Source organism: Gilliamella sp. LMG 34361 (assembly GCF_984569075.1).
Genome location: NZ_OZ474903.1, coordinates 1,157,465 through 1,175,082, shown reverse-complemented (window position 1 = coordinate 1,175,082; position 17,618 = coordinate 1,157,465). Strand labels below are relative to the sequence as shown.

16 protein-coding genes and 1 pseudogene are annotated in these 17,618 nt (G+C 35.2%); 4 read left to right on the top strand and 13 right to left on the bottom strand.

Features of this window, described 5'->3' with window-relative positions; translation table 11 throughout:
- Positions 1 to 21: 21 nt before the first annotated feature.
- Positions 22 to 1,455, bottom strand: coding sequence for a serine-type D-Ala-D-Ala carboxypeptidase (gene dacB, locus AC5LXI_RS05705; protein WP_493443911.1), 1,434 nt, complete (start codon positions 1,453 to 1,455; stop codon positions 22 to 24).
- Positions 1,456 to 1,640: 185 nt separating this feature from the next.
- Here dacB and AC5LXI_RS05700 point away from each other — a divergent pair.
- Positions 1,641 to 2,617: pseudogene (locus AC5LXI_RS05700) on the top strand (TerC/Alx family metal homeostasis membrane protein).
- 39 nt (positions 2,618 to 2,656) lie between these two features.
- Here AC5LXI_RS05700 and cycA read toward each other — a convergent pair.
- A complete protein-coding gene (cycA, locus tag AC5LXI_RS05695) occupies positions 2,657 to 4,030 on the bottom strand; it encodes a D-serine/D-alanine/glycine transporter (RefSeq protein WP_493443910.1) in 1,374 nt (457 codons plus the stop codon).
- 192 nt (positions 4,031 to 4,222) lie between these two features.
- On the opposite strand from cycA, the gene mltA reads away from it, so the two are divergent.
- The 3 genes from mltA to asmA all read left to right on the top strand — a co-directional run bounded on the left by mltA (position 4,223) and on the right by asmA (position 7,878).
- Positions 4,223 to 5,302, top strand: coding sequence for a murein transglycosylase A (gene mltA, locus AC5LXI_RS05690; protein ID WP_493443909.1), 1,080 nt, complete (start codon positions 4,223 to 4,225; stop codon positions 5,300 to 5,302).
- Between the two features lie 68 nt (positions 5,303 to 5,370).
- On the top strand, positions 5,371 to 5,952 hold the full coding sequence (dcd, locus tag AC5LXI_RS05685; protein WP_493443908.1) for a dCTP deaminase: 582 nt from the start codon (positions 5,371 to 5,373) through the stop codon (positions 5,950 to 5,952).
- Between the two features lie 27 nt (positions 5,953 to 5,979).
- Positions 5,980 to 7,878 carry an outer membrane assembly protein AsmA gene (gene asmA / locus AC5LXI_RS05680; RefSeq protein WP_493443907.1) on the top strand — a complete coding sequence of 633 codons (1,899 nt, stop codon included), beginning with the start codon at positions 5,980 to 5,982 and terminating at the stop codon, positions 7,876 to 7,878.
- 76 nt (positions 7,879 to 7,954) lie between these two features.
- Here asmA and hslU read toward each other — a convergent pair whose 3' ends face one another.
- The 11 genes from hslU to sucC all read right to left on the bottom strand — a co-directional run bounded on the left by hslU (position 7,955) and on the right by sucC (position 17,553).
- On the bottom strand, positions 7,955 to 9,283 hold the full coding sequence (gene hslU / locus AC5LXI_RS05675; protein ID WP_493443906.1) for an ATP-dependent protease ATPase subunit HslU: 1,329 nt from the start codon (positions 9,281 to 9,283) through the stop codon (positions 7,955 to 7,957).
- A gap of 28 nt (positions 9,284 to 9,311) precedes the next feature.
- A complete protein-coding gene (gene hslV, locus AC5LXI_RS05670) occupies positions 9,312 to 9,839 on the bottom strand; it encodes an ATP-dependent protease subunit HslV (RefSeq protein ID WP_065562241.1) in 528 nt (175 codons plus the stop codon).
- A gap of 160 nt (positions 9,840 to 9,999) precedes the next feature.
- Entirely contained in the window at positions 10,000 to 10,857 is an 858-nt protein-coding gene (gene tolA / locus AC5LXI_RS05665; protein ID WP_493443905.1) for a cell envelope integrity protein TolA, read from the bottom strand.
- 26 nt (positions 10,858 to 10,883) lie between these two features.
- On the bottom strand, positions 10,884 to 11,303 hold the full coding sequence (tolR, locus tag AC5LXI_RS05660) for a colicin uptake protein TolR (RefSeq protein ID WP_493443904.1): 420 nt from the start codon (positions 11,301 to 11,303) through the stop codon (positions 10,884 to 10,886).
- Positions 11,304 to 11,305: 2 nt separating this feature from the next.
- Positions 11,306 to 11,977, bottom strand: coding sequence for a protein TolQ (gene tolQ / locus AC5LXI_RS05655; RefSeq protein WP_493443903.1), 672 nt, complete (start codon positions 11,975 to 11,977; stop codon positions 11,306 to 11,308).
- Entirely contained in the window at positions 11,978 to 12,373 is a 396-nt protein-coding gene (gene ybgC, locus AC5LXI_RS05650) for a tol-pal system-associated acyl-CoA thioesterase (protein WP_493443902.1), read from the bottom strand.
- 175 nt (positions 12,374 to 12,548) lie between these two features.
- A complete protein-coding gene (locus tag AC5LXI_RS05645) occupies positions 12,549 to 12,650 on the bottom strand; it encodes a cytochrome bd-II oxidase subunit CbdX (protein WP_493443901.1) in 102 nt (33 codons plus the stop codon).
- Between the two features lie 9 nt (positions 12,651 to 12,659).
- Positions 12,660 to 13,796 carry a cytochrome d ubiquinol oxidase subunit II gene (gene cydB, locus AC5LXI_RS05640; RefSeq protein ID WP_493443900.1) on the bottom strand — a complete coding sequence of 379 codons (1,137 nt, stop codon included), beginning with the start codon at positions 13,794 to 13,796 and terminating at the stop codon, positions 12,660 to 12,662.
- Positions 13,797 to 13,815: 19 nt separating this feature from the next.
- Complete coding sequence (locus AC5LXI_RS05635; protein ID WP_493443899.1) at positions 13,816 to 15,387, bottom strand: cytochrome ubiquinol oxidase subunit I; 1,572 nt, start codon at positions 15,385 to 15,387, stop codon at positions 13,816 to 13,818.
- A 108-nt stretch (positions 15,388 to 15,495) separates the two neighbouring features.
- On the bottom strand, positions 15,496 to 16,362 hold the full coding sequence (gene sucD / locus AC5LXI_RS05630; RefSeq protein WP_493443898.1) for a succinate--CoA ligase subunit alpha: 867 nt from the start codon (positions 16,360 to 16,362) through the stop codon (positions 15,496 to 15,498).
- Positions 16,363 to 16,386: 24 nt separating this feature from the next.
- A complete protein-coding gene (gene sucC, locus AC5LXI_RS05625; protein WP_493443897.1) occupies positions 16,387 to 17,553 on the bottom strand; it encodes an ADP-forming succinate--CoA ligase subunit beta in 1,167 nt (388 codons plus the stop codon).
- Positions 17,554 to 17,618: the final 65 nt, after the last annotated feature.

Sequence of the window (17,618 nt, the reverse complement as noted above, 5' to 3'; positions counted from 1 at the left end):
CAACGGATTAATTAGCAAAATCTAATTAATAAAATTCTTATAAAATTCAGATTCGAACTTCATAATTGCCCCATTTTTAGGCTCGCCTGTACTATCAGCTCGGTATCCTGATAATAATTGTACAAAGGCAACATAACGTCCGTCTGATTTTTGAATAAATCCAGCTAAATTGTAGCTACCTTGAATATAGCCAGTTTTTGCTTTAACTGCTTCTTTAAAAGGGGCTTGACTAAAGCTTTTACGATTTTGCAACGTACCATCTACACCGGCAATCGGTAATTTTTCAATGAAAGCAAGTTGGTTATTATGCGCTGAAATATATTGCAATATTTCCATTAGTTTGTTGGCACTAACTAGGTTAAGACGTGATAAACCCGAACCATCAGCAATCACTAAATTTTCTAAGTCAATATTGGCTTTTTTACGGAGGATTTGTTTAACCGCATCACCACCATTACGCCATGTACCTGAAGTACTATAATAACGAGCACCTAATGTTCTAAAAATGGTATCTGCATACAGGTTATTTGATTTTTTAAGCATAACTGTTAATAACTCAGAAAGCGGTGCTGATTGACTTGAGGTAAGTAAGGTTAATGAACCTGTTGATTTTTGTTTTCTTTCAAAAATCCGTCCACCATAAGTTACTTTTTGCTGTTTGAGTTCATTTTTTAAAGCGGTTGAGAAGTACGCAGTTGGATCCATCACCGCAAACTTTAATGGCATTTTGCCAGCGTTAGAGGCAATACATCCAGATAAATAGTAACGATTTTTATCAGCACTAACATCAAGCTCACAATATTTGTCATTTGCATCTTTACTACTCGCTGAAATAGTTCTGACATCGCCTGAAACCATAACAGGGATATTAGATGAAACCGAAATAGAGGCTTTACCCCCTACCTTACCAGGTGAGATTGTTGCGTAAAAACAGTTATCATCGATTGTCGCGGCCGATGCCGGCGCATTATAACAAGCCGTCAAATTATTCCACGACCATCCTTCTGCTTTATCATGACTAGCAAAAATAGAAGTGTCTAAAATAACATTACCAGAAATCTTTTCTACCCCTTTTTGCCGAAGGGCGCTAACCATATTTTTTAATCTGTCACGGCTGAAAGTAGGATCACCGCTCAATTTAATAACAAGATCGCCATTGAGTTGTTTGTTACTAACTGAACCATTAGCGTACATGCCAGTAACAAACTGAAAATCACTACCCAGTCCAAGCTGTGCAGCTAATGCGGTGATTACCTTTTGCGTGCTGGCTGGTTGTTTAAATTGATCGCTTTTATATTTGGCTAATGTTTTAGGACTGCCATCAACAGTTTGCACCAAAATTGATAAATCACTACCCTTAGGTAAAGATGAAATATATGGTTCAACTGATTGTGCTTGCAATAAACTTGAAAAAAAAGCAGTAATGAATAAAAAAGACACCCTTATATTTGTCATGAATATATGCTCAAATGATTATTAAATAATATTAGTGAAATAAAGGTAACAAATATATCTTTTTTTGATAAGCCTATCAATATATACTCAACCACTTTTAAAATTATGTTCAGTCTGTTATTAATTGTAATATTTTTTAATTTATTCCTAGAAATAACTAAATATAGGTAACAAAGCTATGATTCATCATTCTGGCTTTAGCTGTAATTATAATTGATTTATACGCTCATCATGACGATAAGCCCATTAGCTTAAATAGCGCAATAATATAGACATTATTTTGGATTATTGTTGCTTTGGGTTCTGCACTTTATCTCTATATTCATTATGGCGGTGAAAGAGCGAGTTTATTTATCACAGATTATGTACTTGAAAAAGTACTGCCTGTAGATAATTTATTTGCCATTATAGCACTGTTTTCTTGGTTTGCCATTCCCAACAATTATCGGCATCACTTATTTTATTGGGGTGTGATTGGTGCAATTATTTTCCGCGCTATTTTTGTTGTAATAGGTACAAGTTTATTATCATTAGGACCTTGGATGGAACTGATTTTTTCTGTTGTAGTTGCCTTAACTGGATTTATGATGCTGAAAAATCAAGATTATGATGAAAAGATTAAAGATTATTCAGAATATTTTGCTTATCGTCTCGCCAAACGTATTTTCCCTTTTTACTGTAAAATAGTCGGTCGTCACTTCTTATTAACCCAAACACAACTAAACGTTGAGTTAGCTAAGCCAGAAAATAGTGATCTGATTAATAAAAATGCCTAAAAGTGTCTGATATGCAACGCCTCTATTTTTATGTGCTATGGTGATTGTATTGAGTGATGTTTGCCTTTGATTCTGTTCCTGCAGTCATTGCCGTTAGCCAAGAACCATTGATTGTCAATAGTGCCATGATTTTTGCTATTTTGGGACTACGAACCATGTATTTTGTTTTAGAAGCGATACAACAATATCTTGTTCACTTAAATAAAGCTGTCATTAGCTTACTTTTTATTGCAGCAAAATTGGCCTTGAATGCTAGTTATCATCTATTTGGTTATGGTGTTAGCCCAACAGTTAGCCTTTATGTAGTGTTAGGCATTTTATCTTTGGGGATTGTAGCGAGTTTTATTTGGTCAAATAAAATATCAGGGAAAGAATATTTGAGTTGATAACCGGCAGGAAATCCTCCTGCCGATTGAATATGGATGTTATTGGCGTTTTGAGGCACGAATATAATAACTAATACCTAAAATAACAAACCATAGCGGCGTTGCAATCAGCGCTTGGCATGTATCGGTTTCAAACGTTAATAGTACAATTACAAAAGCAAAAAAAGCTAGACAAACATAACACATAAAAACTCCACCTGGCATTTTGAATTGCGAATCTTGATGTAATTTAACTTTTTTACGACGATAAGCGATGTAAGAAATCAAAATCATCGACCAAATAAACATAAATAAAATAGCCGAAATAGTCGTAACAATAGTAAATGCTTCCATTACATTAGGCACTAAATAAATCAGTACTACTCCACCAAATAGGCAAGTACACGAAAATAATAAGCCATTAGCAGGAACGGAGCGTCTTGATAATTTACCAAATGGTTCAGGTGCATCTTGTTTTTTAGCAAGACCAAACAACATTCTACTGGTTGAATAAATACCACTATTTGCTGAAGAAGCGGCCGACGTCAATACCACAAAATTGATTATACTTGCAGCAGCAGGTAAACCAATTAGTGTAAAGAGTTCAACAAATGGACTTTTAGTTGGTGAAATAAACTGCCATGGTGTTACGCTCATGATAATAATCAAGGCAAAAACATAGAAAAAGATAATCCGTGCTGGTACTGAATTGATTGCCCGCGGTAAATTTTTGTTTGGATCTAATGTTTCAGCAGCGGTCGTACCAACAAGCTCAATTCCAACAAAGGCAAAAATTGCGATTTGGAAGCCTGCAAAAAAGCCCATAGTGCCATGAGGGAAGAAACCGCCATATTGCCAAAGATTAGAAAAAGCAGCCGTAGTATTGGTTTGTTCCGAATGATAGGCGGTAACAACTAAAACAAGGCCAATAGCAATTAAAGCTAAAATAGCGACAATTTTAATCATCGAGAACCAAAACTCGGTTTCACCAAACATTTTTACCGTCAACAAATTCAAGGTTAATAGAACGATAACCGTAAGCAACATCGGGATCCACGCTTGCAACTCAGGAAACCAGTGCTGTGCATATCCGGCGATAGCCACAACATCAGCTATTCCTGTAATAACCCAACAAAACCAATAGGTCCAACCTGTAAAAAAACCTGCCCAAGGACCTAATAAATCGTTAGCAAAATCACTGAAGGATTTATAATTCAAGTTAGACAATAAAATTTCGCCCATCGCTCGCATAACAAAAAATAAAACAAACCCAATAATCATGTACACAAAAAGAATAGATGGTCCAGCAAGACTGATTGTCTTACCTGAGCCCATAAATAACCCCGTACCAATAGCACCACTAATTGCTATTAATTGAATATGTCTACTGGAGAGATTTCGCTTAAGATCACTATTTGAAGACGTACTGTTCATCGTGTCGATTACCTGTCGTTTTTACAATTTTCGATTTTTTATAAGGTATGAAGGACTATAAAGTCTATAGTCTTAAATCGCAAGCTCAATTGCATGAAAACTTTTTATGACAATATAATAATTATTGGTAGTTTCTTATAATAGAATTGTGTAGCATAACCAATCATATTACCTAACTAATTACAATAAATTATGAAAGAAAACAAACTTCAAATTCGTATTTATCTATTATCATTTGCACTTATTCTGTCACTCCTTACCGGCTGCCAGAATGATTCAAATTCACAAAGTAAACAATTTAAAGATGGCAAACTACCGTATGACCTTAATATTAGTCGTCCAAGTTTAACTGTTCCTGTAAATATTTCAGATTATACGGTTCAGATTGAAAAATTAAAAACCACATCCCCTTCTTTGTATCGTAAAAATGAACATATTTATAAAGCGGTTGACGCTTGGATTAATCGTTCATTAAGCTCGGCAGAATTTCACAAAGTGGGACTAAAAAGCTATGAAATGGCAGGTAAAGATGGATATGGCAATGTACATTTAACCGGTTATTACACCCCTGTCATTAAAGCAAGGCACCGGCCAACTGGTAAATTTAAATATCCAATTTATAAAATGCCAACCCAATCTAAAGGTCGTATGCCAAATCGTGAACAGATCTATAACGGTGCATTAGCAGGAAAAGGATTAGAAATCGCTTATAGTAATTCATTAATGGATAACTTTATCATGGAAGTTCAAGGTAGTGCTTATATTGATTTTGAAGATGGCAATCCGTTAGTTTTTTTCTGTTATGGTGGTAAAAATGGTCATGGTTACTCCAGCATCGGGCGTCTATTAGTTGAACAAGGTGAAATAAACAAGGAAGATATGTCCATTCAAGCCATAAGAAATTGGGCTAAAAATAAAAGCGAAAATAAGGTTAAAGAACTACTAATTCAAAACCGATCATTTGTGTTTTTCAAACCGCAATACAATGCCGAAGTAAAAGGCGCTGCGGCGGTACCATTAATAGCCAATGCATCAGTTGCATCAGATAAGTCATTAATTCCGACCGGATCGGTTATATTAGTTGATGTACCACTTCTTGATAAAGATGGTCAATATCGTGGTAGACGAGAAGTGAGATTAATGGTTGCACTTGATGTTGGCGGGGCAATTAAAGGCCATCACTTTGACCTTTATTTGGGTATTGGCGACAAAGCCGGTAAACAAGCGGGTTATTACAATCACTATGGTCGAGCTTGGGTGATCAAACCTTAATCTACCAGCATCGACGCCAACAAAAGAACCTGTTAGAATAAGATAAAAAGCGGAACGAAGGATAACTTATGAGATTATGTGATCGTGATATTGAAGCATATTTAAATAGTGGTAAATTAAAAATCACGCCACAACCTGCATTAAGTTGTATCAATGGAGCAACAGTTGATGTTCGATTAGGTAATCAATTTCGTACTTTTAGAGAGCATACTACTCCTTATATTGATTTAAGTGGACCAAAAGAAGAAGTTGCAGCCGTTCTTGAACGCGTTATGAGTGAAGAGATGATATTAGCTGAGGGTGATGCTTTTTATTTGCATCCTGGCGAACTTGCTTTAGCGGTAACACTTGAATCGGTTACTATCCCTGATGATTTGGTCGGTTGGTTAGATGGCCGCTCATCATTAGCTCGCTTAGGACTTATGGTACATGTTACTGCTCATCGTATCGATCCAGGCTGGCACGGACAAATTGTTTTAGAGTTTTTCAATTCAGGAAAAATACCAGTAGCACTTAGACCTGGCATGACCATTGGAGCACTAAGTTTTGAAACACTTAGTGGCCCAGCAGCTAGACCATATAACAGAAGACAAGATGCAAAGTATAAAGACCAACATGGCGCTGTCGCCAGTCGTATTGATAAAGACTAGTTCATAACCTTAATACAGGACATTAATATGATAAAAAAAATATTGGTTGCTCTATTTATCTTAATTTTGGTCATTGTCATCAGTATCGTTTCACTTATTGTATTTGTTGATCCTAATAATTTTCGCAGTTACATCTCACAAACAATAAAAGACAAAACAGGTTACGAGCTAACTATAGAGGGCGATCTGCGTTGGCATATTTGGCCTCAAGTTAGTATATTAACTGATTCAGTTAAATTATCGGATACAGGTGCAACAACCCCTTTATTAACTGCTGACAACATGAGGCTTGATGTTGAGCTTCTGCCTCTATTTTCAAAAAATTTAGCCATTAAAAATGTGTTTATTAAATCAGCAATAATTAGCATTACTGATGAAAGTAAAGGTGAAAATGCTAAAAATAATTCTCAAGCAATAACAGACACTTCTGAGCAAAAACCAACGGAAGATAAAAAAAATCCATCTAATTGGAAATTCAGTTTAAATAAATTTGAAATAGCTGACAGTACTATCGCATTTCAGCATAATCATGATTTGATAAATTTCAGAAATATTAATCTGTTATTAGAAAAAAATAACGATAAAAACCTTTCTATTGAATTAAACGGAGACATCAATAAAAACCAACAAGACCTATTTTACTCATTAAATGCCAATATCGATTTAACGCAATTTCCTGAAAAAGCAACGATTGATCTAAAAAAATTAGATTACACCTATAACGGCATAGCTAATGTAAAAAAAGAGATAAAAGGTAGTGCAACTGGTGTATTTAATTACCAAAAAACACCAATGGAGTTAAATAGTCAAAATTTGGTTTTTTCAATTAATAATAACGATTTTACCAGTAAAATTAATGCCCGCTTCGATAACAAGCCTACAGTCAATTTGCAATTAGATTCGAATAAATTTGATTTAACGCCTTTCCTTCAAAAAAATGAAAAATCAAATAAAAACACAAGCACGCAACAAACTCCACCGGTTGTTTCTAATGTTGCACCAAATAATAATGAATTAAGTGCTCTTAATTCATTTGATGGAAAAGCAAAAATAAATATTAAAGAAGTTAAAGCAGATAAAATCACACTTGGTAATCTAAATATTGATGTTGATAACCAAGATGGCATTGCAACTTTAAAAGACCTTAGTTTTAATTTTGCTAATGGACAGATAACAGCAACAGGTACCGCAAATGGTAAACAAAAAGCGCCTCAAGTTAAGCTAAACACCAAAATAAGCAATATCAATTTGAATTCATTTTTCACCCAAATGGATATGGCTTATGATCTTGATGGTATATTCAATGCTTCTGGAGTATTAGAAACCAATACGTTATCAACAACTAAATTATTAGAAAACGTAAAAGGTAATGCAAATATCATCATTACCAATGCGAAATTAAATAATATCAACATCCAAAGTATTATCGAAAATGCTGCAGCTAAGTATGGCGATAAAGATGCAAATTCTGAAAATCATAAAAAATATACTGAGTTTCATAAGATTACGACCAATGCTTATTTAAACCAAGGTAATATTCAACTTAACTCACTTAATGCAAATTCTGAAACCTTAGATGTTATAGATAGTTCAGGAAGAGTGGGGATGGTTGGCCGCGATTTAGATGTTAATTTAAACATAAAAATACTGGGTGGTTGGAATAGTAAAAGTGAAACTATTGCGAAATTACAAAAAGTTACCATACCATTACGCATATATGGTCAATTTTCTAATTTACATTATCAATTAGATATCGCTAAAATAATTTCTGATGTATTTAGTGATAAAATACATCAGCGTTTAGACAAACTACGTGATAAATTTGAAGATCATGATTCCAAAGATAAAGATAAAGATAAAGATAAAGATAAATCAAAGCGTAAACATAAAGCCGCTGATATTTTAGGTGGATTTCTTAAAAAATAGTCACGAATAAAATAATTCATTGATATAAAAAAGGTGAGTTAAATAACTCACCTTTTTATTTAAATAGTATATTTGATTATAAAATGAACTTGCTCAAATCTTCATCTGCAACAAGTTTATCGAGATGATCGCTAACGTATTTAGCATCAATTGTAATAGTTTGACCACCTAATTCACTAGCCTCGAAAGAGACATCTTCCATTAAACGTTCAAGTACAGTATGCAAACGACGAGCACCAATATTCTCATTTTGTTCATTAACTTGCCAAGCTGATTCAGCAATTTTACGAATTCCATCAGGTGTAAAGTCGATATTAACCCCTTCTGTTGCCATTAACGCTTTATATTGCACGGTTAATGACGCATTAGGTTCCGTTAAAATTCGTTCAAAATCTTCGCTAGTTAACGCTTGTAATTCAACTCGAATTGGTAAACGTCCTTGCAACTCAGGAATCAAATCTGATGGATTAGCGGTTTGGAATGCACCTGATGCAATAAACAAGATATGATCAGTTTTTACTGAACCATGTTTAGTTGAGACGGTACAACCTTCAACAAGTGGTAATAAATCACGCTGAACACCTTCACGTGAAACATCGGGTCCAGAGGAGTTACCACGTTTACACACTTTGTCTATCTCATCGATAAACACAATACCATTTTGTTCAACCGCTTCGATGGCTTCGTGTTTAAGATCATCAGGATTAACCAATTTAGCCGCTTCTTCTTCAATTAGCTGTTTAAAGGCATCTTTGATCTTCATTTTACGTGCTTTAGTTTTTTGACCACCTAAATTTTGAAACATCGACTGTAATTGGTTGGTCATCTCTTCCATACCCGGTGGAGCCATAATTTCAACACCGATATTCACGCCAGCTATTTCAATTTCAATTTCTTTATCGTCAAGTGCACCTTCACGTAATTTTTTTCTAAATGCTTGTCTAGCAGTTGAATCATTATTGTTTTCAACTTGTCCCCAACCATCTTTTGCAGGAGGAACAAGCACATCTAAAATACGTTCTTCAGCTAATTCTTCCGCTCTATTACGATTTTTTTCCATAGCTTCTTGGCGAATCATCTTAACCGCAGAGTCGGTAAGATCTCGAATGATAGAATCAACTTCTTTACCTACATAACCAACTTCAGTAAATTTTGTGGCTTCGACTTTAATAAATGGAGCGTGAGCCAATTTGGCTAATCGTCTTGCGATTTCAGTCTTACCAACCCCTGTTGGTCCGATCATAAGAATATTTTTTGGCGTAACTTCATGACGTAATGCTTCATCAAGTTGCATACGACGCCAGCGATTACGTAAAGCAATAGCAACAGAGCGTTTTGCTTTATCTTGTCCAATAATATGTTGGTTTAATTCGCTTACAATTTCGCGAGGAGTCATTTCAGACATAATAGTATTTCTCTTAAATCAGTTTCAATTAGTAATTTAGCTCTTCAATAGTTTGGAAGTTATTGGTGTAAACACAAATGTCACCAGCTATTGAAAGCGATTTTTGTACAATATCATGTGCAGATAATGAAGTATTATCTAATAAAGCTCTTGCAGCAGCCTGAGCATAAGGTCCACCAGATCCAATCGCAATCAGGTCATCTTCTGGTTGGATAACATCACCAGTACCAGTAATAATCAATGAAGCGGTTTCATCAGCAACAGCAAGTAACGCCTCTAACTTACGCAGCATTCTATCAGTTCGCCAATCTTTGGCTAGTTCAACTGCCGCTTTAGTTAAATGACCTTGATGCATTTCTAATTTCCGTTCAAATAATTCAAATAGTGTGAAAGCATCTGCTGTACCGCCAGCAAATCCAGCTATTACTTTATTGTTGTACAGACGGCGAACTTTTCGAGCATTACCCTTCATAATAATACGTTCACCTAATGTAACTTGCCCATCGCCACCAATAACGACTTGACCTTCACGACGGACACTGACAATTGTTGTCATATTCTGCTCCTTCTCTTACATAAAAACTTAATTCGGAATGAATAGAGAATATATTGGGATGATAAGTAAATTTTCAACATTCAATTATTAAGATGAGGTATATTTATTTATTAATTAACGACACAAAATAAATTAAATAATAAAATCAGATTGTTATAATCTATTTTGGCTGGAATTCGATATTCATCGTTTTTACTTCATTATATAAATTACTATCTGGTTTAGGTATAACTGCCAATTTAGTAGCAGCAAGTGCTTCTCGACATAATTCAGCATTACCACCTTTTGAGATAACATTAAGCAATAATCCATCAGGTGCTATCTGAATTTGTAATTCACAAGTTTTACCTCGATAAGCATTTGGTGGATTGATAAATTTATTACTTATTGCATTTTGTACTAATGATTTATATTTATCTAACTCACCATTGGATACACCTTTACGGCTAGCTGTACCACCCGAACTTGGAGAACCTGAGGTAAGACCACCCAAAAGATCATTGAGGGCTTTATCTTTTTTAGCTTGTTCAGCCTTCTGCTTTGCTTTTTTTTCGGCAGCGGCTTTTTCAGCAGCAGCCTTTTCTGCTGCCGCTTTCTCGGCAGCTAATCTCTCTGCTTCTGCTTTCTCCGCGGCGGCTTTCTCTGTCGTAGCCTTCTCGGCAGCTAACCTTTCTGCTTCTGCTTTTTCTGCTGCGGCTTTTTCGGCGGCAGCCTTCTCAGCAGCGGCCTTTTCTGCTTCCGCTTTTTTAGCAAGTTCTTTAACTTGCTTGTCTAGCTGCTCTTGGCGCTTTTGATCTGCTTCTTGTTGCTTAGCTTGTGCCTGCAATTGTCTTTGATATTGTTCTGTCATAACTGATGGATCAATCATGATGGCATCAATAGAGTTACCGTTGATACTGCCGTAGTTTTCACCAGTATCACTTACAAACTTATATCCCAAGGCAATAATTAACATGCCATGTAAAATAATGGAAATGATGATTGGTAAACTTAATTTTGAGTTTAACTTATTAGACATTGCTGACATTTTTAATAATTATTTATTTAAATTGGTTGAGTCATCAAACCAACAGATTTAACTCCTGCTGATTGAAGCAAATTTAGAGCCTTTATAATCTCTTCATAAGGAACTTGTTTCGCACCACCAACTAAAAAAACAGCTTTATCATTAAGTGACATTTGCTGCTTAACTTCTGCAACAATTTGCTCTTGAGGTATATTCGATTGTCGAGTCTGATCAATGATAATTGCATAAACCCCTACACCAGATACTTCAATAATTATCGGCTTATTTTCAGAAGGGGAAACAGTTTTTGATTCTGTTGCTTCTGGAAGATCAACTTCAACACTCTGGCTTATTATTGGTGCTGTAGCCATAAAAATCAATACTAATACCAATAATACATCTAACAAAGGTACAATATTGATCTCTGATTTGGTTGAATAACGTGAACGTCTGCTCATAATTATTTCCTAACCGCTACTGCTTGACGTTGTAAAATTGAAGAAAACTCATCAATAAAATTCAAATAACTTTGTTCCATTCTACTTACTCTCAATGATAATCGATTATAAGCCAGAACAGCAGGAATCGCCGCAAATAAACCAATTGCGGTCGCAATTAACGCTTCAGCAATACCTGGTGCAACCATTTGCAGTGTTGCTTGCTTTACTTCTCCAAGGGAAATAAAAGCATGCATAATTCCCCAAACCGTACCAAATAATCCAATATAAGGGCTAATTGATCCTACCGTACCTAAAAAAGGTATATGCAATTCTAAATTATCTAATTCACGATTCATCGCTAAACGCATTGAACGAGATGCCCCATCTAATGCTGCTTCTGGCATATTTGGATTGATTTGGTATAAACGAGAAAACTCTTTGAATCCCGAATAGAAAATATGTTCTGTACCACAGATCTCTTCTTTATTGAATTTCGCTTTATCAAAAAGCACATTTAAGTCATCAGCAGACCAAAAACTATTGTCAAATTGATCAACTTGTTTTTTAGCTTTGCTTAAAATGCTGCTACGTTGAAAAATAAAAGCCCAAGACATAACAGAAAATATAAGTAACAATAGCATAACGCCTTGTACCAAAAATCCTGCTTGTAAAAATAGATCAATAATATTCACTTAAATAAACTCCAAAAATAATGACTTTGGAAGCGCACAAGGCTTCATTTTAGTCATATTGACACAAGCAATCACTACATCAGCGTTGCTGATAATTTGCTTATTCTGGTTTAAAATTGTCTGTTTAAAAATAATAGACGCCTTGCGAATTTGCTCAACTTTAGTGCTGATAGTTAGCATGTCATCTAAACGTGCTGGAAAATTGTAGCTAATATCCATCTTTTTAACAACAAATGCAATACCTTCTTGTAGTAACTTTTGTTGACTAATATCAAGTTGTCTTAGCATTTCTGTTCTAGCGCGTTCAAAAAAAGCAAGATACCTAGCATGGTAAACTACCCCACCAGCATCTGTGTCTTCATAATAGACTCTTGCATTCCAATTAAATTGTTTCATATTTCATAATTTGCACAAAAAATTTGCATCATTATATATGATTATAAAATTCGCTGCACTATGATATAAAAATAGTTAAATGAAAACAATTATCATTTGTGAATTATTTATCTAATATGTAAATTTAAGATTAAAAAGGTGACAAATTGCCACCCCTTTATTTATTTTGATGCAGCTATTGATTAGTTTCTTTATCGTTACTTTCAACCCAAAGTCCTGTAACAACAGCAAGCATACAAATTGCAATTAATCCGAAAAACCATAAAAAGTAATACATATTAAATCCTTAATAAAGTGAATGTTTATTATTTTCAATATGATTTTTATCTAAACGACCAAACATTTTAACGTAACTCCATATAGTATAGAACAGAATGATTGGTAAAAAGATGACTACTACACCCAACATAATATTAAGTGTTAATTGGCTAGAAGATGCGTCCCAAATTGTCAAACTTGCATTTGGCATAATGCTTGAAGGAATAATAAATGGGAATGTCGCAATACCATAGGTAAATAATACACAAGCAATGGTTAGCGTAGAAGATAAAAACACTAATCCATTTCTATTTAAACTAGAAAGTAAGATAGTTAGTAAAGGTAATAATATACCTAATACCGGTACAATCCATAATATTGGATGGTTCATATAATTTTTTAACCATGAAACATCAGTCGATACCGTTTTACTTAATGGATTTGAAACACCATTAGTATCAATAGCGCTAGTCACTTCATAACCATGAATACCAAATGCAACCCAAACTCCAGCTAATACAAAAGCAATTAACATGATTAAACTTGCTACTTGAGTTGCTTTTCTTGCTCTTAAATAAAGTTCACCAGCAGTTTTCATTTGCAACCAAGCACCACCATGAGCAACGATTAACATTAGGCTCACAATACCAGTTAATATTGCAAATGGGTTAAGTAAACCAAAGAATGAACCATCATAAAAAGCACGATAACCATTATCAAATCTAAATGGAACACCTTCTAACAAGTTTCCAAATGCGACACCGAAAACAAGCGCTGGAACAAAGCTACCTAAAAAGATTGCGATATCCCACATATTACGCCATTTAGAGTTTTCTAATTTGCTACGATAATCAAAACCAATCGGTCTAAAAAATAGCGCACATAATACTAAAATCATCGCGAAATAAAAGCCAGAAAAAGAGACCGCATAAGCCATCGGCCAAGCAGCGAAAATACCTGCACCACCAGTAATTAACCAAACTTGATTGCCATCCCAGTGTGGCGCTATTGCATTTATCATAATACGACGTTCAGTATCAGTTTTACCAATAAATGGTAATAAAATACCAACACCCATATCAAAACCATCGGTGATAACAAAGCCAACTAACACAACGCCAATCAGCAACCACCAGATGGCTCGTACAATTTCATAATCAATCATTGTATATACTCCCTATGCCTTATTCTGATATCGATTGTGTTTTTTCGTAATGATAGTTGCCAGTACCTAAAGAACTTGGCCCTAATCGAGCAAACTTAAACATTAAGAACATTTCAGCAACTAAGAACATTGTATAAAGCCCACAAATAAGAACCATAGTGAATAAGACTTCACCTGGAGGTAACGATGAATTAGCTACGCCTGTTGGTAAAATATCTTGAATTGCCCATGGTTGGCGACCATACTCGGCAACAAACCAACCACACTCACATGCAAGCCATGGGAATGGTAACGATAAAAGAAGTAGACGACATAACCAACGTTTTTCACCAATTTTATTTTTGTATGTTGACCATAAAGCAAGACCAGTACCTAAGATCATTAATAAGCCAAAGCCAACCATTCCTCTAAAAGCCCAAAACAAAGGCCATACAGATGGGATTGAATCTTCAGTTGCGGCTTTGATATGTTCTTCAGTGGCTTCTGGAATAGTTAGATTATCTTTATCAGTAAAACGTTTAACTAAATAACCATAGCCTAAATCAACTTTATTATCTTCAAATGCTTTTAAAACCGCAGGATCTTTATCACCTTTTTGAATTTTATCTAAGTTAGTATAAGCTAAAATACCATTACGAATTCGAGTCTCATTAGTAGCTAAAATATCTTTCAATCCAGTTACTTGAGTATCAAATGAACGCGTTGTCATAATTCCCATCACATAAGGAATTTCAATGGCAAACAAGTTCTCTTTTTTCTTTTGTGATGGAAATGCAATAACATTGAATGATGCTGGTGCTGGCTGAGTCTCCCATTCAGCTTCAATTGCCGCTAATTTAACAGGTTGTACCGTTGTAATTTCGTGACCTGCTTCATCCCCCATAATAGCGACAACAATTGACATAATAAAACCAAATACAGAAGCTACTGCAAAAGAGCGTTTAGCAAATGGTAAATCACGTTTTTTAAGTAAATAATATGAACTAATGCTTAACACAAAAATAGCGCCAGTTAGATAACCCGCTGCTACAGTGTGGACAAATTTATATTGAGCGACCGTATTGGTAATTAACTCAAAAAAACTTTGCATTTCCATTCTTGAGTTAATCGGGTTAAAGTCAGAACCGACCGGGAACTGCATCCATCCATTAGCAACTAAAATCCAAAGCGCTGAGAGATTAGAACCGAAAGCGACACACCAAGTGACCATCAAGTGCTTACCACGGCTTAATCTATCCCATCCAAAAAAGAATAAACCGACCATAGTTGATTCTAAGAAAAAAGCCATTAATCCTTCTATTGCCAGTGGTGCACCGAAAATATCACCTACATAATGCGAATAATAAGACCAATTGGTACCAAACTGAAATTCCATGGTTAAACCAGTTGCAACACCAACCGCGAAGTTGATACCGAATAGTTTACCCCAGAATTTAGTCATATCTTTCCAGATTTGCTTACCACTAACAACGTACACAGTTTCCATAATTGCAAGCATAAACGCCATACCCAGCGTTAATGGTACAAAAATAAAATGATACATCGCTGTGAGTGCAAACTGAAGGCGTGACAGTTCTACAATATCTAACATAAAGCGCTCCCTTATCCTTAAATGCCCACAAATTTTGTAACGTTATTTATCGTTATTGTACAACATAATTTAAAGAATAAAAATTGATTAATGTCAAAAAAATAAAACTTAAAAGTGTTTTTTTATTGCTTCACCAATTTGAGCTAAGCTACTCACCACAGTAATACCTGCAGCTTGTAATGCTTTAGTTTTTTCTGCAGCAGTACCTTTATTACCAGAAATGATAGCACCTGCATGCCCCATACGTTTACCTGTTGGTGCTGAAACACCAGCTATATAGGCAACAACAGGTTTGGTAACATTATCTTTAATATAGTTGGCTGCTTCCTCTTCTGCGCTACCACCAATTTCACCAATCATAACAATTGCTTCGGTTTTGGGGTCTTGCTGGAATAATTTTAAGATAGAAATGAAATCACTACCGGGAATAGGGTCGCCACCTATTCCGACGCAAACAGATTGACCTAATCCAATATCAGTTGTCTGCTTAACGGCTTCGTAAGTTAATGTACCAGAACGAGAAACAATACCAATTTTACCAGCTAAATGAATATGTCCTGGCATGATACCAATTTTACATTCATCAGGCACAATAATTCCCGGGCAATTTGGCCCAATCATAACAACATCATGTTGGATTAGTTTTTCTTTTACAATAAGCATATCCAATGTTGGAATGCCTTCTGTAATACAAACGATCAGTTTGATGCCCGCATCAATAGCTTCTAAAATTGAATCTTTACCAAATGCAGCCGGAACATAAATAACAGTTGCCGTTGCACCGGTTGCATCAACTGCTTCTTTAACAGTATTAAAAACAGGTAAACCTAAATGGGTCGTATCACCTTTGCCTGGCGTCACACCACCGACTAATTTGGTACCATAAGCAAGTGCTTGTTCAGAATGGAATGTACCTTGGCTACCAGTAAAGCCCTGACAAATCACTTTCGTATCTTTATTAATCAAAATTGACATAGTAATTATTCTCCACCCATTCTATTATTGTGCAACATTAACGATCTGCTGTGCCGCATCGACTAAATTTTTTGCGGTAATAACATTTAGTTTGCTTTTAGCTAAAATGTCTCTTGCTAGTTCTGCATTATTACCTTCAAGACGTACAACAACAGGAACAGTCAGGCCTATTTCTTTAATTGCATCAATAATTCCATTAGCAATAAGATCGCAGCGAACAATACCACCAAAAATATTGACTAATATTGCTTTTACATTTTTATCTGAAAGAATCAATTTGAAGGCTTCGGCAACACGTTCTTTAGTCGTACCACCACCAACATCTAAGAAATTCGCTGGTTCACCACCGTATAGTTTAATCATATCCATGGTAGCCATAGCAAGGCCTGCCCCATTAACCATACAACCAATATTACCGTCTAGAGAAACATAACTAATACCTTGTTTTGCGGCAATTGATTCGCGTTCGTCTTCCTGTGTCGTATCTCTTAATACAACTAAATCAGGATGTCTGAACATAGCATTGTCATCTAACACAACCTTGGCATCTAAACAGATAAGTTCTTGTGTATCAGTAACAACTAAAGGGTTAACTTCTGCCAATGAAGCATCTTTTTCTATAAAAAGATTAGCAAAATTAACAAATAATTTAGCAAATTGATTGACTAATTTACCAGTTAATCCAAGTTTAAAAGCTAGCTGGCGACCTTGATAGCCGCATGGTCCAGTTAAAGGATCAAGCGATATTTTATGAATTAAGTGTGGTGATTGCTCAGCAACCTTCTCAATTTCAACACCACCTTCGGTTGATGCCATGATCACAATACGTTTTGTGCTTCGATCAACGACGGCACCTAAATAGAACTCTTTTTCGATATGAGAGGCCTTTTCAATTAAAATCTTATTAACGGGTTGCCCTTTAGAAGTTGTTTGATAAGTAACTAAATATTGACCTAACCATTTTTCGGCAAACAGTTTAATTTCATTAAAATCTTTAGTACAAATTACGCCACCTGATTTACCACGACCGCCCGCATGTACTTGGCACTTTGCCACCCAAGCATTAGTTTGAGAAGAAAGTTCAGCCAATATATCTTGGATTTCATCAATTGAATTACACACGTAACCTTCAGGTACTGGCAAATTATATTGTTTAAAAAGGTGTTTTGATTGATACTCATGCAGGTTCATAAATAAATTCCGAAACGTCGATTGCCATAAAATAGTGGCTAATTTTAATGCAAGTTAAAAAAAAT